21 protein-coding genes are annotated in these 23,968 nt (G+C 62.8%); 13 read left to right on the forward strand and 8 right to left on the reverse strand.

The features are described 5' to 3' along the window. Positions 1-126 precede the first annotated feature (126 nt). The 3 genes from D0T11_RS04510 to D0T11_RS04520 all read left to right on the forward strand — a co-directional run bounded on the left by D0T11_RS04510 (position 127) and on the right by D0T11_RS04520 (position 1,756). Entirely contained in the window at positions 127-924 is a 798-nt protein-coding gene (locus tag D0T11_RS04510) for an inositol monophosphatase family protein (protein WP_119654592.1), read from the forward strand. Positions 925-1,084: 160 nt separating this feature from the next. Beyond that, complete coding sequence (locus D0T11_RS22430) at positions 1,085-1,282, forward strand: FeoB-associated Cys-rich membrane protein (RefSeq protein WP_182888236.1); 198 nt, start codon at positions 1,085-1,087, stop codon at positions 1,280-1,282. 129 nt (positions 1,283-1,411) lie between these two features. Then, positions 1,412-1,756 carry a hypothetical protein gene (locus D0T11_RS04520; protein ID WP_119654593.1) on the forward strand — a complete coding sequence of 115 codons (345 nt, stop codon included), beginning with the start codon at positions 1,412-1,414 and terminating at the stop codon, positions 1,754-1,756. A gap of 73 nt (positions 1,757-1,829) precedes the next feature. Here D0T11_RS04520 and D0T11_RS04525 read toward each other — a convergent pair whose 3' ends face one another. Both D0T11_RS04525 and D0T11_RS04530 read right to left on the reverse strand, forming a co-directional pair. Continuing rightward, on the reverse strand, positions 1,830-2,768 hold the full coding sequence (locus tag D0T11_RS04525) for a mechanosensitive ion channel family protein (protein WP_119654594.1): 939 nt from the start codon (positions 2,766-2,768) through the stop codon (positions 1,830-1,832). A 256-nt stretch (positions 2,769-3,024) separates the two neighbouring features. Continuing rightward, positions 3,025-4,047 carry an SPASM domain-containing protein gene (locus tag D0T11_RS04530; protein ID WP_119654595.1) on the reverse strand — a complete coding sequence of 341 codons (1,023 nt, stop codon included), beginning with the start codon at positions 4,045-4,047 and terminating at the stop codon, positions 3,025-3,027. Positions 4,048-4,303: 256 nt separating this feature from the next. On the opposite strand from D0T11_RS04530, the gene D0T11_RS04535 reads away from it, so the two are divergent. Beyond that, positions 4,304-6,226 carry a vWA domain-containing protein gene (locus D0T11_RS04535; protein ID WP_119654596.1) on the forward strand — a complete coding sequence of 641 codons (1,923 nt, stop codon included), beginning with the start codon at positions 4,304-4,306 and terminating at the stop codon, positions 6,224-6,226. A gap of 525 nt (positions 6,227-6,751) precedes the next feature. On the opposite strand, the gene D0T11_RS04540 is transcribed toward D0T11_RS04535, so the two are convergent. Continuing rightward, positions 6,752-7,531: a porin family protein gene (locus D0T11_RS04540; protein WP_119654597.1), complete on the reverse strand. Its 780-nt coding sequence runs from the start codon at positions 7,529-7,531 to the stop codon at positions 6,752-6,754. A gap of 537 nt (positions 7,532-8,068) precedes the next feature. Here D0T11_RS04540 and D0T11_RS04545 point away from each other — a divergent pair. The 4 genes from D0T11_RS04545 to D0T11_RS04560 all read left to right on the forward strand — a co-directional run bounded on the left by D0T11_RS04545 (position 8,069) and on the right by D0T11_RS04560 (position 12,580). Then, entirely contained in the window at positions 8,069-8,956 is an 888-nt protein-coding gene (locus D0T11_RS04545; RefSeq protein WP_119654598.1) for a prephenate dehydratase, read from the forward strand. A gap of 77 nt (positions 8,957-9,033) precedes the next feature. Further along, positions 9,034-10,194, forward strand: coding sequence for a pyridoxal phosphate-dependent aminotransferase (locus tag D0T11_RS04550; RefSeq protein ID WP_119654599.1), 1,161 nt, complete (start codon positions 9,034-9,036; stop codon positions 10,192-10,194). Between the two features lie 269 nt (positions 10,195-10,463). Next, positions 10,464-11,309, forward strand: coding sequence for a prephenate dehydrogenase (locus tag D0T11_RS04555; RefSeq protein ID WP_119654600.1), 846 nt, complete (start codon positions 10,464-10,466; stop codon positions 11,307-11,309). Positions 11,310-11,488: 179 nt separating this feature from the next. Then, positions 11,489-12,580 carry a chorismate mutase gene (locus D0T11_RS04560; RefSeq protein ID WP_119654601.1) on the forward strand — a complete coding sequence of 364 codons (1,092 nt, stop codon included), beginning with the start codon at positions 11,489-11,491 and terminating at the stop codon, positions 12,578-12,580. A 224-nt stretch (positions 12,581-12,804) separates the two neighbouring features. Here the strand turns inward: D0T11_RS04560 and D0T11_RS04565 are convergent, their stop codons facing one another. After that, a complete protein-coding gene (locus tag D0T11_RS04565) occupies positions 12,805-13,971 on the reverse strand; it encodes a tetratricopeptide repeat protein (RefSeq protein WP_119654602.1) in 1,167 nt (388 codons plus the stop codon). Between the two features lie 189 nt (positions 13,972-14,160). Here D0T11_RS04565 and D0T11_RS04570 point away from each other — a divergent pair, with 189 nt between their 5' ends. Further along, the gene (locus D0T11_RS04570) at positions 14,161-15,537 is read left to right on the forward strand and encodes a lysophospholipid acyltransferase family protein (RefSeq protein ID WP_119654603.1); all 1,377 of its coding nucleotides are present in this window, start codon (positions 14,161-14,163) and stop codon (positions 15,535-15,537) included. Positions 15,538-15,637: 100 nt separating this feature from the next. Here the strand turns inward: D0T11_RS04570 and D0T11_RS04575 are convergent, their stop codons facing one another. Beyond that, a complete protein-coding gene (locus D0T11_RS04575) occupies positions 15,638-16,273 on the reverse strand; it encodes a hypothetical protein (protein WP_119654604.1) in 636 nt (211 codons plus the stop codon). Next, positions 16,273-17,100, reverse strand: a complete 828-nt coding sequence (locus D0T11_RS04580) for a metallophosphoesterase family protein (protein ID WP_119654605.1) — start codon at positions 17,098-17,100, stop codon at positions 16,273-16,275. Before D0T11_RS04580 ends, D0T11_RS04575 begins: the two co-directional genes overlap by 1 nt. A 663-nt stretch (positions 17,101-17,763) precedes the next feature. Here D0T11_RS04580 and radA point away from each other — a divergent pair. The 4 genes from radA (at position 17,764) to D0T11_RS04600 (ending at position 23,100) form a co-directional block, all read left to right on the forward strand. Beyond that, positions 17,764-19,149, forward strand: a complete 1,386-nt coding sequence (gene radA, locus D0T11_RS04585; RefSeq protein WP_119654657.1) for a DNA repair protein RadA — start codon at positions 17,764-17,766, stop codon at positions 19,147-19,149. 286 nt (positions 19,150-19,435) lie between these two features. Continuing rightward, on the forward strand, positions 19,436-20,893 hold the full coding sequence (locus D0T11_RS04590; RefSeq protein ID WP_119654606.1) for a TlpA family protein disulfide reductase: 1,458 nt from the start codon (positions 19,436-19,438) through the stop codon (positions 20,891-20,893). Between the two features lie 208 nt (positions 20,894-21,101). After that, a complete protein-coding gene (locus tag D0T11_RS04595; RefSeq protein WP_119654607.1) occupies positions 21,102-21,725 on the forward strand; it encodes an RNA polymerase sigma factor in 624 nt (207 codons plus the stop codon). Beyond that, positions 21,712-23,100 (forward strand): TonB family protein, encoded by a 1,389-nt coding sequence (locus D0T11_RS04600; RefSeq protein WP_119654608.1) that lies wholly within the window; start codon positions 21,712-21,714, stop codon positions 23,098-23,100. Before D0T11_RS04595 ends, D0T11_RS04600 begins: the two co-directional genes overlap by 14 nt. Positions 23,101-23,272: 172 nt before the next feature. On the opposite strand, the gene D0T11_RS04605 is transcribed toward D0T11_RS04600, so the two are convergent. Next, complete coding sequence (locus D0T11_RS04605; RefSeq protein ID WP_119654609.1) at positions 23,273-23,560, reverse strand: hypothetical protein; 288 nt, start codon at positions 23,558-23,560, stop codon at positions 23,273-23,275. 90 nt (positions 23,561-23,650) lie between these two features. Next, positions 23,651-23,875 carry a dodecin family protein gene (locus D0T11_RS04610; RefSeq protein WP_119654610.1) on the reverse strand — a complete coding sequence of 75 codons (225 nt, stop codon included), beginning with the start codon at positions 23,873-23,875 and terminating at the stop codon, positions 23,651-23,653. Positions 23,876-23,968 lie beyond the last annotated feature (93 nt).

Genomic DNA, 23,968 nt, shown 5'->3' on the forward strand with positions numbered 1-23,968 from the left:
GAAGGATCTTATCACGCATGAACTGCCGTATCAACGACTCGTACTGACGGGAGAAGATCCTTCGCAGGCTCAGGATGACAGACGCTTACCCACCCACCAACAACGAAACCCGAAGCACTAAACCGAATGGATTACAACCAAATCAGCTTTCAACTGGCGGCTGTAACGCGCCACGCGGGCCAGTTCATCCGCCAAGAGGCCGCTACATTTGACCGCAGCCACATCGAGAATAAAGGCACCCACGATCTGGTTTCCTACGTGGACAAGGAAACCGAGAAGCTGCTGGTGGCCGGGCTGCGCGAGGTGCTGCCCGAGGCTGGCTTCATCACCGAAGAAGGCACCGAGGGCGCCGAGCGGGCCGAGGAATACAACTGGATCATCGACCCTTTGGATGGCACCACCAACTTCGTGCACGGCCTGCCGGTGTACTGCGTGAGCGTGGGCCTGATCCGGGGCCAGGAACTGGTGGCCGGCGTGGTGTACGAGGTGGTGCGCGACGAGTGTTTCCGGGCCGCCAAAGGCGCTGGCGCCTTCTGCAACGAGCAGCGCATCCACGTTTCCGACGTGCCCGACCTCAACTCCTCGCTCATCGCCACGGGTTTTCCCTACACCGATTTCGGCCTCATGGACGACTACCTGAAGGTGCTGGGCGCCTTCATGCGCGGCTCCCACGGCGTGCGCCGCGTGGGCTCCGCGGCCGCCGACCTGGCCTACGTGGCCGCCGGCCGCTTCGAGGGCTTCTTCGAGTTCAACCTGAATTCCTACGACGTGTCGGCCGGCATCCTGCTGGTGCGCGAAGCCGGCGGCCGCGTCACGGAGTTCCTGGAAGATGGCGACCCGCTCTTCGGCCGCGAAGTAGTGGCCAGCAACGGACTGGTGCACCAGGAAATGCAGGACCTGATCGGGCAAGTCTGGCGGAAGTAAGGAACGTCATTCCGAGCGAAGCCGAGGAATCACGTTTTTTTTTACACCGATTGCCACCTGCTGCCTGCCCGACCTTATTACGCGCTTCGCTCGGAATGACGTTCTTCTTACACCCCTGATTCCCGAACCTCAAACCCCTTTGCCCTGTTACCTTTGCATCATGTGGATTCAATACCTCATCATCGCACTGTTGTTCGCCGGGGCGGCCTTTTACGTGGGCCGGATCTTCTGGCGGGCTTTTGATAAGCGCCAGAGTGGCTGCGCTAAAGGCTGCGGCGGGGCCTGCTCGGTTATCGATGTGGACCGCTTGCAGCGCACCATTGAACTGGCCGTTGCGGAGGCCGAAACTAGACGGTAGCGCCGGGCTTTCTTTCCGGTAAGGCATAACCTGCCCCCGTGCTGGCTACGTATAGCCCGGCACGGGGGCGTTGTTATTGTGGCCCCTGGTTCTCCGCATTCCTTCCATTCCCTAAAAATACCTTTCGCCATGCAGGACAAAGAAGAAGAACGCAGCCTCGTTAATGTGGAACGCAAACTGAACGCGGACGGCTTCACGGCCGATTTCCGGGTTGCCGATGGTAAGCTCTATCCCCTGAGCGACGATAACAAGGCCCGCGGGTACGCCCCGGAAGAAGTAACCATCGTGGATTTTTACCGCTTCGAGGGCGAAAGCAACCCCGACGATATGTCCATCCTCTACGCTATCCAGACGGCCGACGGCGTGAAGGGCACCATTTCCACCGCCTATGGTACCTACGGGGACACCGACGTGGACAGCTTCCTCAAAACGGTGGAAGACCTGGGCAAAGACCTCGACAAAAGCCACAAGTAAGCCAGGCAGCAACCGCACAAAAAGAGCCCCGCCGGACGAATCCGGCGGGGCTCTTTTTGTGCGGTTGCTGCCTCTATTCGGCCTGCTGGGACCGGGTCGCGGGCTCCGGGAATGTCTGGGGGCGGGTGAGCTTCTGCGTGACCTGCTCCAGCAGCTCGGGCGAGATGTCGAGGGTCCGGATGGGGAACGGAATCACGATGCCCACCTTATCGAAGGCCCGCTTGATGCGCATGATGGCCTCGCTCTTGGCCCCCACATAATCGACCTGCCGGCGGTAGGGAATCCAGAACCGGAGGGTGAAGTTGATGGAACTGTCGCCGAAGCCAGTGAACATCACCTCCAGGGGGCGGTTGGTGAGCATGTCGGGGAAGTCCTGCATGCACTCCATCACCACGTCGCGCACCCGCTCCAGGTCCGAGTCGTAGGTGACGCCGCACTCCACATCCACGCGGCGCTGGGTGGTTACGGTGAAGTTGATGACCGAACTCTCGAACACCTTGCGGTTGGGCACCCGCACCAGCTCGCCCGTTACCTGCCGCAAATCCAGAGTGCGCAGGTTGATGCTTTCGATGGTGCCGAAGTAAGTTTCGGTCTGAATAACGTCGCCCACGGTAAAGGGCCGCTGGATGGCGATGATGATGCCGCTGATGAAGTTGGCCGCAATGTCCTGAAAGGCAAAACCCAGCGCCAGCCCGATAATCCCGACACCGGCCAGCAGCGAAGTCACGGTCTTGTCGAGGCTCAGCACTTCCAGCGTGAAGAAAATACCAATCAGCAGCACGCCCACGTGGGCAATGGTGGCCACCAGGTTGTTGAGCGTGACACTGTGCGACACCCGGGGCAGAAACCGCACGATAAACCGCCGCGCCAGCCGGGCCACGAAGTAGGTAACGGTAAGGATAACGAGGGCGATGAGCAGGTTGGGCAGCATCAGAATCAGCTGCTGCATCCAGCGAATCAGCTTGCCCGAGAGGAGGTTGAACGCGCGTTGAAAATCAGTTAATCCGAACATGAATGGGGCACTGGTGAAGACAGGAAAGATAAGCAGATACCGCGCCGCTTACCGGGAGCCGGCACGAAACTATCCGAAAAGCATAAGGAAAAATCAAGTTTATATATCTTATTGTCAATCAATTGCATGACTATTAAGATATCTGCGACCATACTCCACAAGCCCGTCGGAATTTTCGCTGCTGCTTAATTTGTAATTGAATAGGACTTACACACTGGGCTGACTGCGAAGCCCCAGTGCGTAAGTCCTATTGAAATCAGCCCCACACCTTGGTGCCCTCCGAGCAGTTGCGGCACATGTCAATCTGGTCGCGGCCCTTGAGCAGGGAGGCGCGGAACTGGCGGTATTTGGGGCCGTGCCAAAGCTGGCGGAAGGTTTCGGTTTTGAGGTCGCCCTGGCGGTACTCGGCGTCTTTGTCGAAGCAGCAGGGCACCACCAGGCCGTCCCAGGTAATCACGCAGCTGTGCCACATCTTCCAGCAGTGGTTGAGCAGCTTGTTTTTGAGGTTCCAGGTGCCGTCGCCCTGGTTTTCGTAGCGCGAGTAGTAGTCGATGGTCGGGATGAGGGGCGAGCCGTTGTGGTAGTCGTAGATCTGGGCCGTTTTAAACCACACATCGTCTACGCCCAGCTCCCGGGCCATGGCCTTGGCGTCGGCAATCTGATGCTCGTTGGGCCGCACTACCAGAAACTGAAATACGATGCGCGGGGTGCTCGATTTCAGCTCCTTGCGCCACTTTACCACGTTGCGGGTGCCTTCCAGCACCTTGTCGAGCTTGCCCCCCACCCGGTACTGCTGGTACACCTCCTGGGTGGTGCCGTCGAGGGAAATGATGAGCCGGTCGAGGCCCGATTCGACGGTGCGGCGGGCGTTGTCGTCGGAGAGGTAGTGGGCGTTGGTGCTGGTGGCGGTATAGATGCCCTTGTCGGCAGCATACTTCACCAAATCCAGGAAGTTGGGGTGCAAATACGGCTCGCCCTGGAAGTAGAAAATCAGGTACCAGAGCCGGGAAGCCACCTCATCGATGGTTTTGCGGAACAGCGCGTCGGGGAGCATGCCGGTGGGCCGCGTGAAGGAGCGCAGGCCGCTGGGGCACTCGGGGCAGCGCAGGTTGCAGCTGGTAGTGGGCTCGAAGCTGAGCGCCACGGGCAGGCCCCAGTGCCGGGCCTTGCCCGTGGCCTTGCTCAGCAGGTAGCCGCCTACTATCTGGGCCCCGTTCCAGAGGCGGCGCGGCGTGGCTTTCGAGAGGAAGTTAAGCGAATCGGTGAGCAGTGAGGGCATAAGTGGGCTAAAGGTACGGACGTTCACCCCACCCCCGGCCCCTCCTCTCCGGGAGAGGGGTGCCAGACGCGAGTTCCGCCAGAACGCACCCCGCTCCCGGAGGAGGTCGCGCATCAGGCGAGGTGGGCCGGGGGTGGGGCGTATGGCAGAAAATAAATTTATTTCCCCGGCCGGTGTGGAATCCTGGTGGCCGGGGCATCAGCTAAGCAGAACCCGGCCGGTTCGCTTTGGTTCCACCGCTATTCCTTCTTCGCTGATGATAAATTTCCGCTACCTGCTGCTGGCAGCCGGGCTGCTGCCCGCCTGCTCGGCCCTGGCCCAAACCGTTCCGGCCGCTACTACCGCCGTGGCCCCGGCCACTTACACCGTTACCGGCCGCGTAACCGACCGGAGCACCGGCCAGGGCCTGCCCGGCGTGACGGTGCTCGTGAAGGGCACCAACATCGGCGTCAGCACCCAGGCTGATGGCACCTATCAAATCAAAGTGCCGGATACTGGTAAAATGCTGGTGTTTAGCTCGATTGGTTTCATTGTCAGAGAGGTGAAGCTGACTGGGCAGCAGGTAGTAAATATTGGGTTGGCCACTGATTCGAAAGCCCTTGGCGAAGTTGTGGTTAGCGCTTATGGAGTGGAGAAGCGCGCCGCCGGAATACGGATTCGCGGGTCGGGGGCTAAAGGGCAAATTGCCAATGACAACGCCAGTTACGGCCGCCCGTTTTACCCCGCGCCGCGGCCCGAGCCCGGCGCGGGCGAAACCTACGCCAGCGTGACCGAAAATGGCTTCCACGTTGCCCAGAAAGAGCCGCTGAGCACCTTCAGTATTGATGTGGACGCGGCCAGCTACAGCAACGTGCGCCGTTTCCTGCAACAGGGCCAGCTGCCCCCGCCCGATGCCGTGCGGGTGGAAGAAATGCTCAACTATTTCCAGTACGACTACCCCCAGCCCGCCGCCTCGGCCGCCGAGCCGTTCCGCGTGCTTACCGAGCAGGCCCAGTGCCCCTGGAACCCCGCCCACCAGCTCGTGCAGGTGGCGTTGCAGGCCCGTAAAGTGCCTAACGCCCAGCTGGCGCCCGCCAACCTCGTATTCCTCATCGATGTGTCGGGCTCGATGCAGGGCGCCGACCGGCTGGGGCTGGTGCAGCAGGGCCTGAAGCTGCTCGTGAAGGAGTTGCGCCCCCAGGACAAGGTGGCGCTGGTGGTGTACGCCGGGGCGGCCGGCACCGTGCTGCCGCCCACCGCCGGCACCGAGCGGGCCACCATTCTGCGGGCCATCGAAAACCTGACGGCCGGCGGCTCTACGGCCGGGGGCGCGGGCCTGCGCCTGGCTTACGACGTGGCCCGCCAGCACTTCGACCAGCAAGGCAACAACCGCGTGATTCTCTGCACCGACGGCGACTTTAACGTGGGCGAGCAGAGCGACGCGGCCATGGAGCGCCTGGTGGTGCAGGAGCGCGAATCGGGCGTGTTCCTGACGGTGCTGGGCGTGGGCCAAGGCAATTATCAGGACCAGAAAATGGAGCTGCTGGCCGACAAGGGCAACGGCAACTACGCCTACCTCGACAACCTCGACGAGGCCCGGCGGGTGCTGGTGCAGCAGTTTGGCGGCACCCTATTCACCCTGGCCCAGGACGTGAAGCTGCAAGTGGAGTTCAACCCGGCCCGGGTGCGTGAATACCGCCTCGTGGGCTACGAAAACCGCCTGCTGGCCGCCCAGGACTTCAACAACGACCGCAAAGACGCCGGCGAGCTGGGCTCGGGCCACACCGTTACGGCCCTCTACGAAATAGTGCCGGTGGGCGCGCCCGCCACCGTCGATGCGCTCAAGTACCAGCCCACCCCGGCCACCCCGGCAGCCCTGGCTTCGGCCGAGCTGCTCACGGTGAAGGTGCGCTACAAGGAGCCCCGGGGCCAGACGAGCCGCCTGCTGACGCTGCCCCTCACCGGCCTGGCCCGCCCGTTGGCCGAAGCCAGCGAAAACCTGCGCTTTGCGGCCGCCGTGGCCCAGTTCGGGATGCTGCTGCGCCAGAGCGACTACCGGGGCACCGCCACCTACTGGGCCACGGCCCAACTCGCCGACGGTGCCCGCCGCTTCGACCCCGACGGCTACCGCGCCGAACTGGTCCGCCTCGTGAAGCTGGCCGAAGGCCTGCACCCCGACCCGGCCTACGGTGCCCGGTAGGCCCGGGCCGGAACCGTACCGCTGGCGAGGCGTCCACAAAATAAATTCGCCTGCCTGTAAAATAATCAACCGCAAGATTACCAAGGCCATGCAACCATACGACTCTGCTGTGGGCTCCTGCTCGCAGCTACCCTGCACACTATCTGCCTGGTCCCGGCGTTTTGCCCTAACCAGAACCCGACCAGGCATTCCCGAAGGCGGGCCACTTCACTCACAAACGGCGGGCGGAGCTGGTTGCAGCCACTCCGCCACCCCACGCCGCCGGACCGCCTTCGGTTTTATTTTGATGGGAGTATATATTGCTATTGATGAATACGTTATCCAAACGCCAAACGGCCCCGCAGATCATCTGCGGGGCCGTTTGGCGTTTAGGAAGTAAGTAAAGCAACGTCGTTCCGAGCGGAGCGAAACATCTTGCGTGCTGAGGATCCCAATAGCTAAAGGCAAGGAATTACCAGCACAACGTCAGCACGCGAGATTCCTCGGCAAGCTCGGAATGACGTTGCTTTTCTCACTTCTCACTTCTTAAAAAGAGTAGTTGAGTGAGGCTTTGATGACGCGGTTCTGGGCATCGAAACGGTTGTTTTTGTCGAGTGAGGAAAGGCCGTAGTCGTAGCCGGCACTCAGGCCGAAGCCACTCTGGAACTGGTAGCCCAGGCCGCCCACGACCGCAAAATCGACGGCACGAAACTGGTCTTTAACGTCGAAATTATGCTTAAAGGCCGAGAAACCGAGGGCACTGGCCTGCACGCGGGCCTTGCCCGAGAGCAGCACCGAGGCCTGAGGGCCGGCGTACACGTAGAGCCCATCGGTGAGGTAAGCCTTGGCCAGCAGCGGAATATCGAGGTAGGCCAGGCGGCCGGTAGCCGTTACTTTGGCGTTCAGGAAATCGAACTGCTGGAGCGGAATGCGGCCGGTGAGTTCAGTGCCTTTCTCCGAGTAGCCAATGCCCGGCTCGAAGGCAAAGCGCGGCCCCAGGGGTAACGTGGCATACAGGCCGGCATAAAAGCCGGGCTTCGCAGACTTCGTTATGGCCCCGTTGGTATAATCGGTCAGGTCGGTGAACGTGTTGACGGCGTCGCCCGAAATATCCGCCACGTTCAGGCCGGCCCGGACGCCGAACTGCACGCCACCGGTAGCCGAAGAGGCAGAGGAGGCGGAATAGGAGGGCACCGGGCGGGCCTGGGCCTTGCCGGTATATGCCGGTACGCGGTGGGGGCGCACCTGAGCCTGGGAAGCCGTGGCAAAAGCCGAAATCAAGAGGGTAGCCGCAGCCAGGCGGCCGAAAAGTCGCTTCGTATTCATCTGTCAGGAAGTTTTGGGAGGAAGGCCGGCCGCCGCGTTGCGCAGGGTGGGTAGCCGATTATGGAGAGGGCATATTGCAAAACCGTGCCAGTTTCCGGGAGATGATTGGCCCGCAGGCAGCTTTCACGGATTTCAAAAAAGATAAGATCCTGTTATTCAGTCAAAACAAGGCGGGCGCGAAAAGCTCTTGCAGCAGCTCCTCATGCCGCCCGCCGGATGGGTTGCCCGCGGGCGGTCAAGCGTTGGTCAGACAGTTTTCTTCTGCTTCGGATTTGGAATTATCAACTGCCCGCCCCACCTTGCCCCCAGCAAAGCCCCCTATCACACATGCTTCAGCCCACGGCCCGCTTCTTTTTTAGCTATTACTTCTACTACCTCTCCGGTAGTCGAGCGGCCGTCCTGTAGCATTTCTAACCGAAATTTTCAGCGCCTCCCGACACTTGCGGGAGGCGCTTTTTTTGTGCCCGCTCCCACTGCATCTCACTCCCACCGACCCGAACAGCCACTCACCGTCTCACTAGTTCTCTGCCTCATTACATGGTTGCCATTCAGGGTTTCGAAGGATGTTTCCACCAGATTGCCGCCCGCCAGCACTTCGGCGCGCACGTGGCCGTGCTGCCCTGCGGCTCGTTCGGGCAGCTAACGGCGGCCGTGAGCAGCGGGGCCGCCACAGCGGCCGTAATGGCTATCGAGAATTCCATTGCGGGTAGTATTCTGCCCAATTACACGCTGCTGCGCCGGACCGGGCTGCGGGTGGCGGGCGAGGTGTACCTGCACATCCGCCAGCACCTGCTGGCCTTACCGGGCCAGACGCTGGCCGACATCCGGGAGGTGCATTCTCACCCGATGGCATTACTCCAGTGTGCCGATTTTCTGGCCGGCTACCCGCACTGGCAGCTGGTGGAAACCGCGGATACGGCCCTGAGCGCCCGCCATATCCGGGAGCAGCAGCGGCCGGGCGTGGCGGCCGTGGCCGGGCAGCTGGCCGCCGACTTATTCGACCTGGAGTTGCTGGCCCCCGATATCCACGCCGAGCCCCACAACTACACCCGGTTTCTGGTGCTCATGCGCCCCGCAGATGTGGCTCAGGAAACGGGCCCCAACAAAGCGTCCCTGTATTTCGAGGCGCCCCACACCCCCGGCAGTCTGGCCCGGGTGCTCGCGGCGGTAGCGGCCGAGGGCGTGAATTTGTCCAAGCTGCAATCGTGCCCCCAACCGGGCCGCGTCTGGCACTACTACTTCCACGCCGACCTCGAATTCGACGACCCCGCCCAGCTGGCCGCTACGCTGGCCGCGCTGGCCCCCCTCACCGAGGGCCTGCAAGTGCTGGGGGCCTACCGCCGGGGCGCGTCGCCCCACCCCTTGGCTTCCTCCCCGGCGGCAGATAAGGCGTCAGCTCAGATTTATTTGCCGGCGGAGCAATAGAGCGGTTCTGCCCGCTTTTCAGACACTTTCAGCAGCTCCCGTCACCCCATCAGCGCACCCCATCAGCGCACCCCACCATGCAAGTTGCCAGCCGCCTTCAGCACACCCAGGAGTATTATTTCTCGCAGAAGCTGCGCGAAATTGCCGCCCTCAACCAGACCGGCGAGCCGGTCATCAACCTGGGCATCGGCAGCCCCGATTTGCCGCCCCACCCGCGGGTGGTGGCCGCCCTGAGCGCCGCCGCCGCCCGGCCCGACACCCACGCCTACCAGAGCTACCAGGGCGTGCCCGCCCTGCGCCAGGCCATGGCTGGCTGGTACCGGCGCCAGTACGGCGTAACGCTCGATCCGGGCACCGAAATCCTGCCCCTACTGGGGTCTAAGGAAGGCATTATGCACGTGAGCATGACTCTGCTCGAAGCTGGCGACGAGGTGCTGATTCCGAACCCCGGCTACCCCGCCTACCGCGCCGCCGCCCACCTGAGCGGGGCCACGCCCGTGCCCTACGACCTGACGGCCGCCAGCAACTGGCTGCCCGACCTGGAGGCGCTGGCCACCCGGGACCTGCGCCGGGTGAAGCTCATGTGGGTGAACTATCCGCACATGCCCACCGGCACGCCGCCGCCGGCCGGCTTTTTCGAGCGGCTGGTGGCCTTCGCCGCCGCCCACGATATGCTGCTGGTCCACGACAACCCGTACAGCTTCATTCTCAACGAGCAGCCTGCCCAGAGCCTGCTGGCCACGCCCGGGGCGCGGGCGGTGGTGCTGGAGCTGAACTCGCTGAGCAAGTCGCACAACATGGCCGGCTGGCGGGTGGGGCTGCTGGCCGGCCGCGCCGATGTGCTCCAGGAGGTGCTGCGCTTCAAGAGCAACCTCGATTCGGGCATGTTTCTGCCGGTGCAGCTGGCGGCCGTAGAGGCCCTGAACCTCGACGAAAGCTGGTACCAGGAGCTCAACGCTCACTACCGCGCCCGCCGCGAGCTGGTGCTGGAACTGTTAGCGCTGCTGGGCTGCCAGCCCGCGCCCGGGCAAGTGGGCCTGTTTGTGTGGGCCGCCGTGCCGCCCGCCTACGCCGACGGTTATGCTCTGAGCGACGAAATTCTGCGCGACGCCCGCGTATTCCTCACGCCCGGCGGCATTTTCGGCAGCAACGGCAGCGGCTTCATCCGCGTGAGCCTGTGCCAGACGCCGGAAGTGTTACAGCAGGCGTTGCAGCGGGTGCGGGAGGCGCGGGAGTAGTGCGTAAAGGCCCTGTCGTCCTGAGTGGAGCGAAGGACCTTATCATCAATAAACGGTCATGGAACACATTTTTCATTGATGTAGCGTCATAGTTCTGTCGTTTTACCTCACATCCCGGCTCCCTCCCCTCAACAGGAAGGGGAAGTCCGCTGCCCAAGGTTATACACCAACGTGAAGTATACCTTAACAACGATGCTTTCCCACGTAATAAGGTCCTTCGCTCCGCTCAGGATGACCCTATCTTTCCCTTCATTTCCCCATCTCACGTAATGGTTGTTACCATCATCGGCATTGGCCTTATCGGCGGCTCGCTGGCCTTGAGCCTCAAGGAAACCGGGCTGGCCCACCACATCATCGGGGTGGATCAGAGCCCGGAAAATCTGCGGCAGGCGGTGGCGCTGGGCCTGCTTGATGAGCCTAGCTCCGACCTGGCCGAAGCCGTGGGCCGGGCCGACCTGGTGGTGGTGGCGGTGCCGATGGATGCCATGCTCACGGTGCTGCCCCAGGTGCTCGACGCGGCCACCGACCGGCAGGTGGTGTTCGACGTGGGCTCAACCAAGGCCCTGCTGCTGGCCCGGGTGGCCGATCACCCCAACCGCCGTCGCTTCGTGGCCGTGCACCCGATGGCGGGCACCGAATACTCGGGCCCTGAGGCGGCCGTGCCGGGCCTGTTCCGGGGTAAAACGCTGGTCGTGTGCGATGCGCAGGCCAGCGCCCCCGATGCCGTGGCCCGGGTGGAGGCCGTGTTCGGGCGGCTGGCCATGCGGCTGGTGTACATGGATGCCCAGGCCCACGACCTGCACACGGCCTACGTGTCGCACATTTCGCACATCACCTCCTTCGCCCTGGCCCTCACCGTACTGAAAAAGGAGCAGAGCGACCAGCAGATTTTTGCTTTGGCCAGCGGCGGCTTCGAGTCGACGGTGCGCCTGGCCAAAAGCTCGCCCGATATGTGGGTGCCCATCTTCCGCCAGAACCGCGACAACGTGCTCGATGTACTCGATGAGCACCTGCGCCAACTCCGGCACCTGCGCGAGCTGCTGGCTACCGGCGACGACGCGGGGATGTACGAACAGATTCAGCAGGCCAATCTGATCAAGAAGATTTTGAAGTGAGACCGACGTAGGGGCGGGGCTTGCCCCCGTCCGCCGCCTGAAGAGCACGCACGCACGAATGAATGAACGACGACAGCATCACTCTTTCAACGATTTCGTTTTGGCGGCGGGCGGGGGCAAGCCCCGCCCCTACGTCGGTCTTTTAATCCAACCAACCGCAATCTTCAACCAACTACCCCATGAGCCAACCGCAAACCGCTGCCGAAATGGCCGTCAAGAACGATTTCCCCGGTAAGAAACCGCTGATTATTTCCGGGCCCTGCTCGGCCGAAACCGAGGAGCAGCTCATTGAAACCTGCACCCGGCTGGCCGCTACCGGCAAAGTCGATATGCTGCGGGCCGGCATCTGGAAGCCGCGCACCAAGCCGGGCATGTTCGAGGGTATCGGGACTAAGGGGCTGCCCTGGTTGCAGAAGGCCAAGGAGCTGACGGGCCTGCCTACCACCGTGGAAGTGGCCACTCCCAAGCACGTGGAAGACGCGCTGGCGTTTGAAGTGGACGTGCTCTGGATTGGCGCCCGCACCACCGTCAACCCGTTTTCGGTGCAGGCCATTGCCGATGCCCTGCGCGGGACAGACGTGCCGGTGTTCATCAAAAACCCCGTGCACCCCGACCTGGAGCTGTGGCTGGGCGCGGTGGAGCGCCTGGCCAAGGCCGGCGTGCAGAACATCGGCCTGATTCACCGGGGCTTTGCCAGCTACGGCAACACCGAGTACCGCAACGCGCCCATGTGGCATTTGCCCATCGAGATGAAGCGCCGCCTGCCCGGCATGCCGCTGATCTGCGACCCGAGCCACATCTGCGGCAACCGCGCCGGCCTGGCTGCCGTGGCCCAGAAGTCCATCAACCTCGATTTTGACGGGCTGATGCTCGAATCGCACATCGACCCCGACAACGCCTGGAGCGACGCCAAGCAGCAAGTGACGCCCCAGCGCCTGGCCGAGTTGCTCGATGGCCTGGTGTGGCGCCACGAAACCAGCGACCAGCAGGAGTTTCTGACGGTGCTGGCCACGCTGCGCGAGCAAATCAACCAGCTCGACGACGAAATTCTGCACCTGTTGGGCCGCCGCATGCAGGTGGCCGAAAGCATCGGCACCTACAAAAAGGAAAACGACATCACGATTCTGCAAACCAGCCGCTGGAACGAGATTCTGGAGCGCGGCATGCAGAAGGGCGACCAGCTGGGCCTCACCCACGACTTCATTCGCAAGTATTTCGATGCCGTCCACCTCGAATCCATCAACCGCCAGAACCGCGTGATGAGCCGGTAGCGAAGCCAAGCAGGCGCTGCCAGGATGAGCGGCGCGAAGCCCGGGCAGAACCCGAAGAGCAGCGGAGTAAATCTATCTTTCCCGCGTGCCCAAGCCCGGATAAGTCTGAAGCCCCTGGCGTACTCCCGTCGGGGGCTTTGGATTTGGGCCGGATTCTGATGCGCAGAAAAGCCGAAGCTGCGGCGCGGTCCTGCGGGTGGCCCGGCTTTATTTCCCTGACAGCGCTACTCCGTTTTTTGCGGAGTAGCAGTCTTTTTCACGCTGGATGGGGTGGGTTCGCTCGTTTTTGGGATCAGGGGCTTTTTGGCGGCGGGCTTCTTCGGAGCGGTAGTGGTGGAAGTTTCGGCCGGTTTTTTAGCCGCTGCCGGCGTTTTCGCAGCAACGGGCTTTATTGGTCCGGGCTTTACTGTTGCGGGTTTTACTGTTGCGGGTTTTGCGGGAGTAGCAGCCGGTTTTTCGGGCACTTCGGCCACCGCTTCCTCGGTGGGCGGGGCCGCTTGCGGAGTGCTCAGCTGCTGAATCCGCTCCTCAATTTCCTTCATCAGGAAACCCGCGTCTTCTTTATGATGAGCATCGGGAAAAAGGAACTGAGCACTGCGGGCGTGGTAGCGGGCTTTTTCCAGGTCGCGGAGCTCCAGCAGCACAAAGGCCAGGTTGAGGTGAACGGTGGGGTTGTTGGGGCGCAGCTCCAGGGAGCGTTCAAAGGGGCCGAGGCTTTCCGGAAACCGGCCCAGGCGCTGGTAGGCGTAGCCCAGGGCAAAGTAGGAAACGTAGTCGCCCTGGCCGTGGGCGTGGGCCTCCTGGTAGGCCGCGATGGTGCGCCGGAACACCTCGTCCTCGCCCAGGCGCTGCTCGGCGCAGTCGCACTGCTGCACGGCGTAGAAATAGTCGCCCAGGGCACGGGCCAGGCGGTAATTGTCGGGATACTGCCGGTAGAGGCGTTCCAGCACCCGGCGCACCGCGAAATTGTGGCGCACCGTATCCTGACTCAGCACCCGCAGGCTGTCGGGGGCCGGGTCGGTGAGCCGGAGGTTGCGGAAGGCGAAACGGGTGAGGCCCTCAGTGGCAGTGTAGTAGGTCAGGGCCAGATTGGCTTTCTGCAACACCACAGCCGGTACGGTATTGGCCGAATCGAGCTCCTGGAGCAGCTGCCAGGCACTTTCGTAGCGGCGGTCCAGCTCCAGCTGCCGGGCCTGGCGCAGGGCCCGGGTCTGGGTGGCCAAGGCAGCGGTGCGGGCGTTGGCGGCGGCCGTGGCCGCCGCCTTCAGGGCCAGCGAATCGGGGGCCGGAGCCGTTGGCCGACTCGTTGCGGCCTGGGCACAGGCGGGCCGGCGGGCCAGCAGGCTGCCCGAGAGCAGCAGAAAAAGCAGCAGCAGCAGCGAACGATTCATGGAAGGCAAAGATGCGGGAATTTGGCTGGGTGGGCCAGCGGGGGACGGCTCCCGCAAAGTCTGAAGCGGGAGCCGATTGGGTTGGCGGGGCGCGCGAAAAACGCGAAGTATGCGGGGCGGCGGCGGCCGGGGCAACTCCGGCGGCCGGGCGCAGTACAATTCCCACCAAAATCTGCTTTTCTTGCGCTTATGCTTTTCTACACGGTCATGAAGCCCCTGGTGCAGGTGGCGCTACGCGTTTTCTTTCGCCAGCTCGAAGTCCGCCACCGCGAGCGGCTCCAGGGGCCGGGGCCACTGCTCATTGCCAGCAACCACCCCAACACGCTCATGGACCCGCTGGTGGCCGCCGTGAACCGCCGCCAGCCCATCGCCTTCCTGGCCAAAAGCACGTTTTTTCAGAACCCGATTCTACGGGCCATCATGGAATCGGGCAACTCCATTCCCATCTACCGCCGCCAGGACCTGGCCACCGGGGCCGAAACCCTCTCGCCCGCCCAGCTCGAAGCCCAGAACGAAAAGGCCTTCGGGCGCTGCTACGACTACTTCGATAAAGGCGGCACCATCATGATTTTTCCGGAGGGCACCAGCGTGTCGGAGCGGCGGCTGCGGCCCCTCAAAACCGGGGCTGCCCGCATTGCCCTCGGGGCCGAAGCCCGCCGCGACTTCCAGCTCAATCTGCACATCCTGCCCATGGGCATCAACTACTTCGACCCGCAACGGTTTCGGTCCGATGTGTTCGTGAACTTGGCCGAGCCCATCCGGGTGGCCGACTACGCCGACCAGTACCGCCAGGACCCCGAAGCCGCCGCCGAGGCCCTGACCGGGGAAATCCGCCGCCGCCTGGAGCAGCGCCTCGTCATCACCCGCACCGATGAGGAGGACGAGCTGGTGACGCAGGTGGAGCGCACGTTCGGCCAGCACCTGATCCAGGACGATGAGGAAACGCTCTACGACAACTTCCAGCTCAGCCGCACCCTGCTGCGGGCCGTGCGCTACTTCGAGCACCACGATGCCCCCCGCGTGACGCAGGTGCAGCAAAAGCTCCACGACTACCACCAGCGCCTGGCCGCCCTGGGCCTCACCGATGATGCCCTGGAAGCCCGCGGCCCCGCCAGCACCCGCCCGCGCCGCGCCCTGGAGGCGGCCGTGCGGCTCACGCTCGGCACCCCGCTTTACCTCTACGGCCTGCTCAACAACTACCTGCCCTACCGCATTCCGTCCCTGGTAGCCCGCCGGGCCACCAAGGACGTGGAATTTGTGGCGCCTATTATGCTGGTCGTGGGTATGCTCACCTTCAGCCTGTTCTACCTGGGCCAAACGGCCCTGGTGCACCACGTCACTCAAAGCTGGGCCTGGACGCTGCTGTATCTGCTGAGCTTGCCGCTATCGGGGTTTTACGCGCTCAGCTACGCCAGCAACCTCACCGAGCGGCGGCGGCGGCTGCGGGCTCTGCGCTTGTTCAGCCGCCAGCGCCCCATGATGGAAGAGCTGCTGCGCCAGCGCGCCGCCCTGCTGCGGCTGCTGCGCGAGGCCCGGCTAGTGTATGAGGAGCGAAGTGCGCGGTAGGGCACGGCGCAAACAACCGACGCTGAAGTGACCGGCGTAGACTACGCCGCGCTACCGGGGCCGCTGGCGCGGCGCAAGCGGCCCCGGTAGCGGCCGGTTGTTACAGATCCAGCTTCAAACCCAGCGTCAGCACGGCAATATCTGCCAGTGAGAGGGCCCGGCGGTTCTGGGCGTAGCTCAGCAGGTACAGGTCGTTGGTGCCCAGCTCGTAGTAGCCCGAAAGGTTGCGGCGGTGGCCGGTGGCCCGGGCCGGCAGTGCGTAGCTCACCTGGCTGCCCACCAGCGGGCCGGTACGCACCCGGTTCGAAAACCAGTAATAATCGTCGGAATACTGGCCGGGCTGGCCGGGGTTGCGCAGGCCGCTGGTGAAGCTGATGTAGCCCCCCACCGATAATGGCTTCACCCATACTTTCGGGCTCAGAGGCAGCGTCCAGGGCGAATACCGGATTTTTAACGAGAGAATGGTTAGAGCTTTGTCGGTGTATTTCTGGGGCACGTAGCCCACCAGCACGTCCGCGTCCAGGCGGTCGCGCAGGCTGTAGCCGGCTCCGGCAGTAATCATGCCCAGGCCGCCGCCGGTTTGCAGCACCAGATGGCGGGGCTGGTACCAGCGCGGCCGGGCCGGGGGGCGGGGGACTTCGGAAGCCGCGGCGGCCAGCGAATCGGGCGCGGCCGCACGGGCGGCCAGCGTGAGCGGGGCGGCCAGTAAAAGGGCGCAGAGCAGGGGCTTCAGCATTAGAAATTCACTTGTTTAAGCCGAAATTCCTTGTCGCCCCACACGGTTACCACCACGTAGCGCCGCTTCTGAAAGGAGTAAGAGTTAACGTAGGTCACGCCGTCGTTGAAGGGCTGGTTGATGCCGTAGTCGTGGCGGTGGCCGTTCATCTCAAACACCAAGCGCGGGTCTTCGCGCAGGGCCTGGGCGTAGGCGTCGCGCACGGCCGGGTCGAAGTCCTCGTCCTGGGGCGGCACGTGCGACAGGATAACGTGGCGGCGGGTATCGGTGGCGCGGAGCTGCTGGTTCACCCAGGGCATGTCCGGAATCCGGCCGTTGAAGTTATACTCGCGGCCGTTGGTGTCGGTCATGATGAACTTCGTATCGCCGTAAACGAACGAGTAATTCAGGGGGCCGAAAATTTCCTGGTACGCGTCGCGGCCGTTGGCTACGTGGTCGTGGTTGCCGATGACGGTGAGGTAAGGCACGCGCAGCTTGCCCAGCTGGTCGTCCACCCAGCGCATCTCGCGGCCCAGGCCGAAGTCGGAAATATCGCCCGACACAACCAGGAACTGAATGCCGGGCTGCTGATTAACGCTCTGAACGAGGTCTTGAACGTCGTCGTAGAAGCGTTGCGAGTCGCCGGTGAAAACGAAGCGCAGGGTGTCGGAGGCGGGCAGGGGCGTGGCCGCCAGCCGGGCCATATTCTGGGCGGTCAGGTCGCGCTGCTCTTGGGGGGCGCGGTGGTCATTGGGACTGAATTCCAGCATTTCGCAGGCGCTCAGCAGCAGGGCGGCCGCCACGGGCAGCACCGCCCGGGCAGGTAGGGTTCGGAAAAAGGGCAACATACTTTTGGCAAGGGCACACTACAACGGTCCCGCCGGCGGGCAGGGACCAGGCCTGTATACCGGCTAGCTGGTCGGAAGTTTGCCTCCGAAACCGGCTGCCGGCCTTCCGGAAGGCGTTCTAAGCGCCCGGGTTTCCGCTGTCGTACTGCCAGGCGGCTGTTCAGTCGGGAAAACCAATTCTGAAGACAATCTGGATAAACCTTGAGTTTCCACCATAAAAAGTGTTCGTCCCCTGCTTGCCTGGCCGGCTCCGGGAACCGGATGTCCTGCGGGCAGCGGCGGAATAGGTAGGTTATTTTTTCCGGCGAAAAAAATAACCTACCTATTCCGCGTTAAGCCGACGAAGGGCCTCACGGCGCACGGTTGTCAGCTGCTGGGGTGTTGGGGTACGCGCCCGATGACCATGCGGCCCTTGCTCCCTGCCTGGGCGGGCAAATCGGCCAGCAGGACTGGCCTGGGTCAGGGCCCGAGTGAATGCCGGGGCGATACGAAAAAGCTGAACGGAGCGCGTTAGAGGGTACTTCGGCAGGGGCAACCGCGCTGGCAGAAAATACTTCCGCTCCCGCCGACATCACCAGACAATTAAAGCTGTTTCTTGCCAAACTTTTTGGCTTTGTGCCGCATTTCTTAGCTTTCCTCTCTCCTCTAAATCGGTTGCCCGGCATGGCCAAAGTTAAAACGCTGTATTTCTGCCAGAACTGCGGTGCGCAGTCGGCCAAGTGGATCGGGCGCTGCCCCAGCTGCGGCGAGTGGAACACCTACGTGGAGGAAGTGGTGGAAAAAACCGACCCCAATACGGCCGCCAACGCCTGGAAAGCCTCCTCCACGGTGGGCACTACCAAAGCCGCCAAGCCCAAGGCCCTGGGCGAAATTCTGTTCGAGGAAGAATCCCGCCTCAACACCCACGACGACGAACTGAACCGGGTGCTGGGCGGCGGGCTGGTGCCAGGCTCCCTGGTGCTGATCGGGGGCGAGCCGGGCATTGGCAAAAGCACACTCATGCTCCAGATTGCCATGCAGCTCAGCGGGTTGCGCATTCTCTACGTGAGTGGCGAGGAGAGCGAGCAGCAGATCAAGATGCGGGCCGAGCGCCTGGGCCGCCAGCATGAGGGCCTCTACATCCTCACCGAAACCAACACCCAGAACATCTTCCGCCAGATCGACCAGCTCCAGCCCAACGTGGTCGTGGTCGATTCCATCCAGACCCTGCACAGCACCCTGGTCGAGTCGGGGGCGGGCTCCGTGAGCCAGGTGCGCGAGTGCACCACCGAGCTGCTCAAGTACGCCAAGGAAACCGGCGTGCCGGTGCTGCTCATCGGCCACATCACCAAGGACGGCTCCATTGCCGGCCCCAAAATTCTGGAACACATGGTCGACACAGTGCTCCAGTTCGAGGGCGACCGGCACCTGACCTACCGCATCCTGCGCACCATCAAAAACCGCTTCGGCTCTACTTCTGAGCTGGGCATTTACGAAATGCAGGGCGCGGGTCTGCGCCAGGTGAGTAACCCCAGCGAAATTCTGCTGAGCCAGCGCACCGAAATCCTGAGCGGGCTGGCCATCGGGGCCACGCTGGAAGGTAACCGGCCCCTGCTGGTGGAAGTGCAGGCCCTCGTGACGCCGGCCACCTACGGCACGCCCCAGCGCTCGGCCACCGGCTTCGACGGCAAGCGGCTCCAGATGCTGCTGGCCGTACTCGAGAAGCGCAGCGGCCTGCGCCTGGGCCAGCACGACGTGTTTCTCAACATTGCCGGCGGCCTGCGCCTGGAAGACCCCGCCTTGGACTTAGCGGTGTGCGCGGCCGTAGTCAGCTCCCTCAACGACATCCCTATCCGGGGCGAAATCTGCCTGGCGGCGGAAGTCGGGCTGAGCGGGGAAATCCGGGCCGTGAGCCGGCTGGACCAGCGGTTGAGCGAGGCGGAAAAGCTGGGCTTTGCGGAAATGTACATTTCGCAGTTCAACGCCAAGGGCCTTGACTTAGCCCGCTACGGCATCCGGGTGCATCCGGCAGGCCGGCTCGATGAGGTGCTGACGGGCTTATTTGGCTAGACAAAGCCGGTGGCCGGTGGTACGCACCGGCCACCCGTCCGCGTCGGCTCAATTGGTAAAGTTTAATTTTTTGCCACCGTTGTACCGAAAAAATACTGGAAGTGTTCAAAACTTTGGCCTTGCTGGAGTTGCCTCCTAAAAGTGGGTTGCCGGATTGGGCATTCTATAGGATTCCAACGTATCTTCGGACAAGGAATTGACTTTTACCGCGAAACCTCCCGCGTGTAAAACAAGGCTCTCCAACGTACGGGAGGGCACTTTTTAGACATTGCTACTGCTCCTTTCAATGGCCCATAGATCTACATTCGTTACTGCCCTGATGTGGGCCGGGCTGCTGGTTGCCCCCTTGGTGGGGTGGGCCCAGGGCACGGTAGTGCTCACGGGCAAGGTAACCGGCCGCCTGTCCAACGACACCGTAGCCGTTTCAGTGCGGGAAAACCCCCTGGATGCCCGCGAGCAGATAACCTACGCCCGCCTCGATAGTAAGGGCGAGTTTCGGATGGCTCTCTCCGTGAGCGGACCCACCCGGGCCGAGCTGGTGTATGGCGACGATGTGACGGATATGTTCCTGGAACCCGGCAACCAGCTGGAGCTGCGCTTCAAGGATTCCGACCTGGCCGGCTCCATCCGCTACAAGGGCCGCGGGGCCGAGGCCAATAGCTTCCTGGCCGAACTGGGGGATAAATTTGTGGAAAACGATGGGTTTCAGGTCCTGCCCGATAACATCATGTTCTACGAGGCCCCCTTCCTGTCCTTCCTCGACTACCGCCGCAAGGAGGAGCAGAAGTTTATGGAAAGCGGCACGGAGGGGCTCAGCAAAGCCTTCCGGGACTTTGTACAGGCAGAAATCGTCTATAGCTACGCCAACGACCGGCTGACCTTCCAGGATTTGCGCGAGCAGGTCGTAGCTACCGAGGGCCGCCTGAAAATGTCGCCCACCTACTACGACTTCCTCAACGACAAGGCCCTGACCGAGAACCCCTCGGCTATCCGCAGCGGGATGTACCAGGAGTTTCTGCTCAACTACATCCACCACCTGGCCACCAGCAGCGGCAAGCAGCGCACCGACCCCGATTTTTACCAGGTGTGCTACGATTTAGCCAAAACCAACCTTAGCGGAGCCATTCAGCCCATTATTATGGGGCGGGTGCTGAAAGAGTCGTTCCGGTTCGGGCACATCAAGCAGTCGGCCGCCATGCTGGAGAATTTCCGCTCCGTAGATGATCAGAACCAGTATTATCCGGTTCTAAAGCAGGATTTTGAAACCCACAAAGCGTTTGCTATCGGCTCGCCGGCTCCCGATTTCCGGCTCGTTTCCTCCACCGGCGACACCGTGAGCCTCCGGCAATTCGCCGGTAAGTTGGTTTACCTTAACTTCTGGCGCACCACCAGCGGCCTGGCCCTGCGCGACCTGCCCTACGCGGCCGACCTGGCCAAGAAATTTGAAGGAAAGAACATTGTCTTCCTCAATATTGCCCTTGATGAAAACGACGGGGCCTGGCGGCAGCTGGTTATCAGCAAGAAGCTGCCGGGCGTGCATGTGCGCTCCTCCGGCGGGTTGCGCTCGGCCGTAGCTCACGCCTATGCCGTGCAGGATGTGCCCAGCTATTTCCTGCTGGCCGAGGACGGCACCTTCCTCAACACCCGCCCCAAACGCCTGAGCAGCCGCGCCGCCGTGGATGAAATCAAGGAGTCGTTCGGCAAAGCCAACACCTACAGCAGCACGCTGCCAGTGAAGAAGTGAAGAGTTGAGAGGGAAGGAATGCAGGAATTCGCAGAACTGTCATTCCGGACGAGGCGGGGAGTCGGGCTGGATTCGTTGGACCTAATCGTTCAACGGTTTGTCCTGGATTTCCCGCTTCGCCCGGAATGACAGTTCTGCTTTCCCCGCCCTCCCAACTCTTTTCTCCTGCTTCTGGCTTCCAGCTCCTGACTCCTGCTTATCTTTCCCCATGTTCTTCCGTCGTCCTGCGCCCGCCGCCGAGCTGTCCGACGCGGAACTGCTCCGCCGCTACCACGCCCGGGGCGACGTGCACGATCTGGGTACGCTTTATGAGCGGCACATGCCCCTGGTGCTGGCCGTGAGCCGCCGCTACCTGCGCGACGAAGCCGACGCCCAGGACGCCGTGATGCAGGTATTTGAGCAGTTGGTGGACAAGCTGCGCCGGCACGAGGTGGAAAATTTTCCGCCCTGGCTCCAGGTGACGGCCCGCAACCACTGCCTGATGGTGCTGCGCGCCCGGCAACGGGCGGGGCCGGCAGCGGGTGGGGCCTTGGTGGTGCACTTTCCCGACGCCGCCGGTATGGAATCGGCCGCCGCCCGGCATCAGGCAGACGACGACCCCGCCGAAGCTGAGCAGCACGAACACCAGTTGCAGCAGCTGGAGCGCAGCCTCGCCGAATTGCCCCCCGGTCAGCGCCAGTGCCTGGAGCTGTTCTACCTCGAAAAGAAAAGTTACCGCGAAGTGGCCGCCCTCACTGGCCTCGACCTGAACGCGGTGAAAAGCCACCTTCAGAACGGCAAGCGCACCCTGCGCCGCCAGCTTCAGCCCGCCCCACCTCATGCTTCGCCCTGATTCCGCCTCTGCGCCTACGCCCGCCCGGCACCTGCCGCCGGAGCTGCTGCGCCGGTACGTGGCCGGGGAGCTGCCGCCAGCCGAGCAACACGCTGTGGAAGCCCACACCCTAGTGTGTGACCAGTGCGCCGACGTGCTGGAGGGCCTGGAAATACAGCCCGCCGCCGTGCAGCAGGCCAGCCTGAGCGAGCTGCGCCACCGCCTCCATGCCCGGGTAGCCGAGCTGGCCGCCGAAACTGCCCCCGCGCCGGCGGCCCTACCGATGTGGAACTGGCGGCCCCTGGCCGCCGCTGCCGTGTTGTTGCTCTCATTGGGCGTGGTGGCCTGGCTGCTATTGCGGGGTAGCCCAAAAACCCCAGAAACAGCTTCCCGCCCGGCTTATTCCCTTCCAGCCGCGCCGGTGCCCGATGGAACCGGGGCGACGGCCGCCGCGCCGCAATTGGATATGGCGGTTGTAACGCCAGCGGCCGAGCCAGTGGTACCGCCGGCCGCTTTGCCGCCCCGGCCACCCCGCGTCCGGGGGCTGGCTAGGCCTCAGCGGGAAGTGGCCCGGGCAATAGGAACGCAGGAGCCGCCCCTGGAAAGTGCTGCGGCTGACAGGATGATGGGGGAGGGGCAGGCCGCTGATCTGGCACTGGGAGAGCCCCGGGAGCTGCCCACGCAGGAAGCTGCCGGAACCGTGGACCAGGCCCGTAACGTGGCCGCCGAGGCTCCGAAGGCAAAGGCTAAAATGGCCCGGGCCGCCGTAGCCAGTGCGCCCGTGACCGGGGCTGCCTCTGCGGAAGCTACGCGCACGGTGCAGGGCCGCGTGACCGATACGGCGGGCCAGCCCGTGCCGGGTGCTACGGTGCTGGTGCCCGGTACCAGCACCGGCACCAGCACCGCTGCCGATGGCTCCTTCGCGCTTACCGTGCCCGCCGCCACGCTCCGGCTGAGCGTCAGCTCCATCGGCTACACCTCCCAGACCCGCGCCCTGCGCTCTACCGACTCCGTGCTGGCCCTGGCAATGGTGCCCGACGCGAAGCAGCTGAGCGAGGTAGTGGTGCGGCGCGAGGCTCCGCCCATGCTGCCCAGCATTGGGGCCATGCCGGCCGGCGGCTTCCCGGCCCTCCGCCAATACCTGCGCGACAGTCTCGACTACCCGGAAAAAGCCCTCAACGACCACCAGGAAGGAACGGTGCGCGTTCAGTTCGTGGTGGATACCGATGGCCGCCTGCGGGACTTTAAGGTTGTCAGCCGGCTTTCGCCCGAGTGCGATGCGGAAGCGTTGCGGCTGCTCAAAGCAGGTCCCACCTGGTTTCCGGCCGTGCAGAACAACCGCCGTACGGCTCGCAAAGTCGAAATCAACGTGCCGTTTTCCTTGGAGAAAAGGTGAGAAGACACGGGTCGTGCTAAAGAAGCTGTTCAGAAAGTATTCGGAATCAATCGGAATGTCATGCCTGATCTGGCATTGTGTTGACTTTGCCAACAGCTTCCAAAGAAGCGGAGTCGTTGATCATCAGCTAATTACTGATAATCAACGACTCCGCTTCTTTGGCTCAAGGAATCTACCCGCTGTAGCCGCCGCCGCTTTCAGGAGCGGTGGCACTGCCACCGGCCTTATCAGGCGTGGGCAGTTCAGGTTCGGTTTTCACCGCTACGCCGCTGTAATCCGGCGTGCCGTTGCCCTCGGTCGGAACGGGCGTGCCCTCGGCGGTTGGGCTTTTGCTTTTATCAGGCGCGGGAGCCTCTTTATTTTCTTCGTGGGGCGGCGTAATGGCAGCCTCCTGGGCCGTGGTGGGCTTGGTGGGCGAAGTGGAAAGAGCGTCGGACTCGTCTTCGAAGGTCTTTTTCATGGGATGGGAAGTTGGGGTTGAAAACCAACCGCCCGAATACGCCGCACAACTGCTCGGGGTACTCGGGCGACTGTTGAACAGGCAGCTTACTTAGCCGATAGACTTACCGGAGCGCTCTACAGCAAAGCTGATTTTGGCCGTAATACGGTACTCGGTAATCTTGTTGTCGCGCACGCGGCAACTCTGGTCCTTGATATAAATGGAGCTGATACCCTTGATGGTGGCACCGGCTTCGTTGAGGGCATTCTGCATGGCGTCTTCGAAGCTTTTTTCGGACGAGGCCAGCACTTCAATCACTTTTTTGATAGAACTCATAAGGCAGGAAAAGTAGAAGGATGGAAAATCAGTTGAGCTCAGGTGTACGCAGGTTGGGCCGCAAGGGTCGCGGAAGGCCCATAAAATGAGCAA

Origin of the sequence: Hymenobacter rubripertinctus (assembly GCF_003583925.1) — a bacterium.
Classification (GTDB): domain Bacteria; phylum Bacteroidota; class Bacteroidia; order Cytophagales; family Hymenobacteraceae; genus Hymenobacter; species Hymenobacter rubripertinctus.

Coding starts and splice junctions, on each gene's coding strand:
- D0T11_RS04555 (WP_119654600.1), top strand. CDS start 10,464: ATGGTTGTTACCATCATCGGCATTGGCCTTATCGGCGGCTCGCTGGCC.
- D0T11_RS04520 (WP_119654593.1), top strand. CDS start 1,412: ATGCAGGACAAAGAAGAAGAACGCAGCCTCGTTAATGTGGAACGCAAA.
- D0T11_RS04525 (WP_119654594.1), bottom strand. CDS start 2,768: ATGTTCGGATTAACTGATTTTCAACGCGCGTTCAACCTCCTCTCGGGC.
- D0T11_RS04560 (WP_119654601.1), top strand. CDS start 11,489: ATGAGCCAACCGCAAACCGCTGCCGAAATGGCCGTCAAGAACGATTTC.
- D0T11_RS04605 (WP_119654609.1), bottom strand. CDS start 23,560: ATGAAAAAGACCTTCGAAGACGAGTCCGACGCTCTTTCCACTTCGCCC.
- D0T11_RS04590 (WP_119654606.1), top strand. CDS start 19,436: ATGGCCCATAGATCTACATTCGTTACTGCCCTGATGTGGGCCGGGCTG.
- D0T11_RS04570 (WP_119654603.1), top strand. CDS start 14,161: ATGCTTTTCTACACGGTCATGAAGCCCCTGGTGCAGGTGGCGCTACGC.
- D0T11_RS04530 (WP_119654595.1), bottom strand. CDS start 4,047: ATGCCCTCACTGCTCACCGATTCGCTTAACTTCCTCTCGAAAGCCACG.
- D0T11_RS04600 (WP_119654608.1), top strand. CDS start 21,712: ATGCTTCGCCCTGATTCCGCCTCTGCGCCTACGCCCGCCCGGCACCTG.
- D0T11_RS04535 (WP_119654596.1), top strand. CDS start 4,304: ATGATAAATTTCCGCTACCTGCTGCTGGCAGCCGGGCTGCTGCCCGCC.
- D0T11_RS04540 (WP_119654597.1), bottom strand. CDS start 7,531: ATGAATACGAAGCGACTTTTCGGCCGCCTGGCTGCGGCTACCCTCTTG.
- D0T11_RS04545 (WP_119654598.1), top strand. CDS start 8,069: ATGGTTGCCATTCAGGGTTTCGAAGGATGTTTCCACCAGATTGCCGCC.
- D0T11_RS04550 (WP_119654599.1), top strand. CDS start 9,034: ATGCAAGTTGCCAGCCGCCTTCAGCACACCCAGGAGTATTATTTCTCG.
- D0T11_RS04595 (WP_119654607.1), top strand. CDS start 21,102: ATGTTCTTCCGTCGTCCTGCGCCCGCCGCCGAGCTGTCCGACGCGGAA.
- D0T11_RS22430 (WP_182888236.1), top strand. CDS start 1,085: ATGTGGATTCAATACCTCATCATCGCACTGTTGTTCGCCGGGGCGGCC.
- radA (WP_119654657.1), top strand. CDS start 17,764: ATGGCCAAAGTTAAAACGCTGTATTTCTGCCAGAACTGCGGTGCGCAG.
- D0T11_RS04610 (WP_119654610.1), bottom strand. CDS start 23,875: ATGAGTTCTATCAAAAAAGTGATTGAAGTGCTGGCCTCGTCCGAAAAA.
- D0T11_RS04580 (WP_119654605.1), bottom strand. CDS start 17,100: ATGTTGCCCTTTTTCCGAACCCTACCTGCCCGGGCGGTGCTGCCCGTG.
- D0T11_RS04565 (WP_119654602.1), bottom strand. CDS start 13,971: ATGAATCGTTCGCTGCTGCTGCTGCTTTTTCTGCTGCTCTCGGGCAGC.
- D0T11_RS04510 (WP_119654592.1), top strand. CDS start 127: ATGGATTACAACCAAATCAGCTTTCAACTGGCGGCTGTAACGCGCCAC.
- D0T11_RS04575 (WP_119654604.1), bottom strand. CDS start 16,273: ATGCTGAAGCCCCTGCTCTGCGCCCTTTTACTGGCCGCCCCGCTCACG.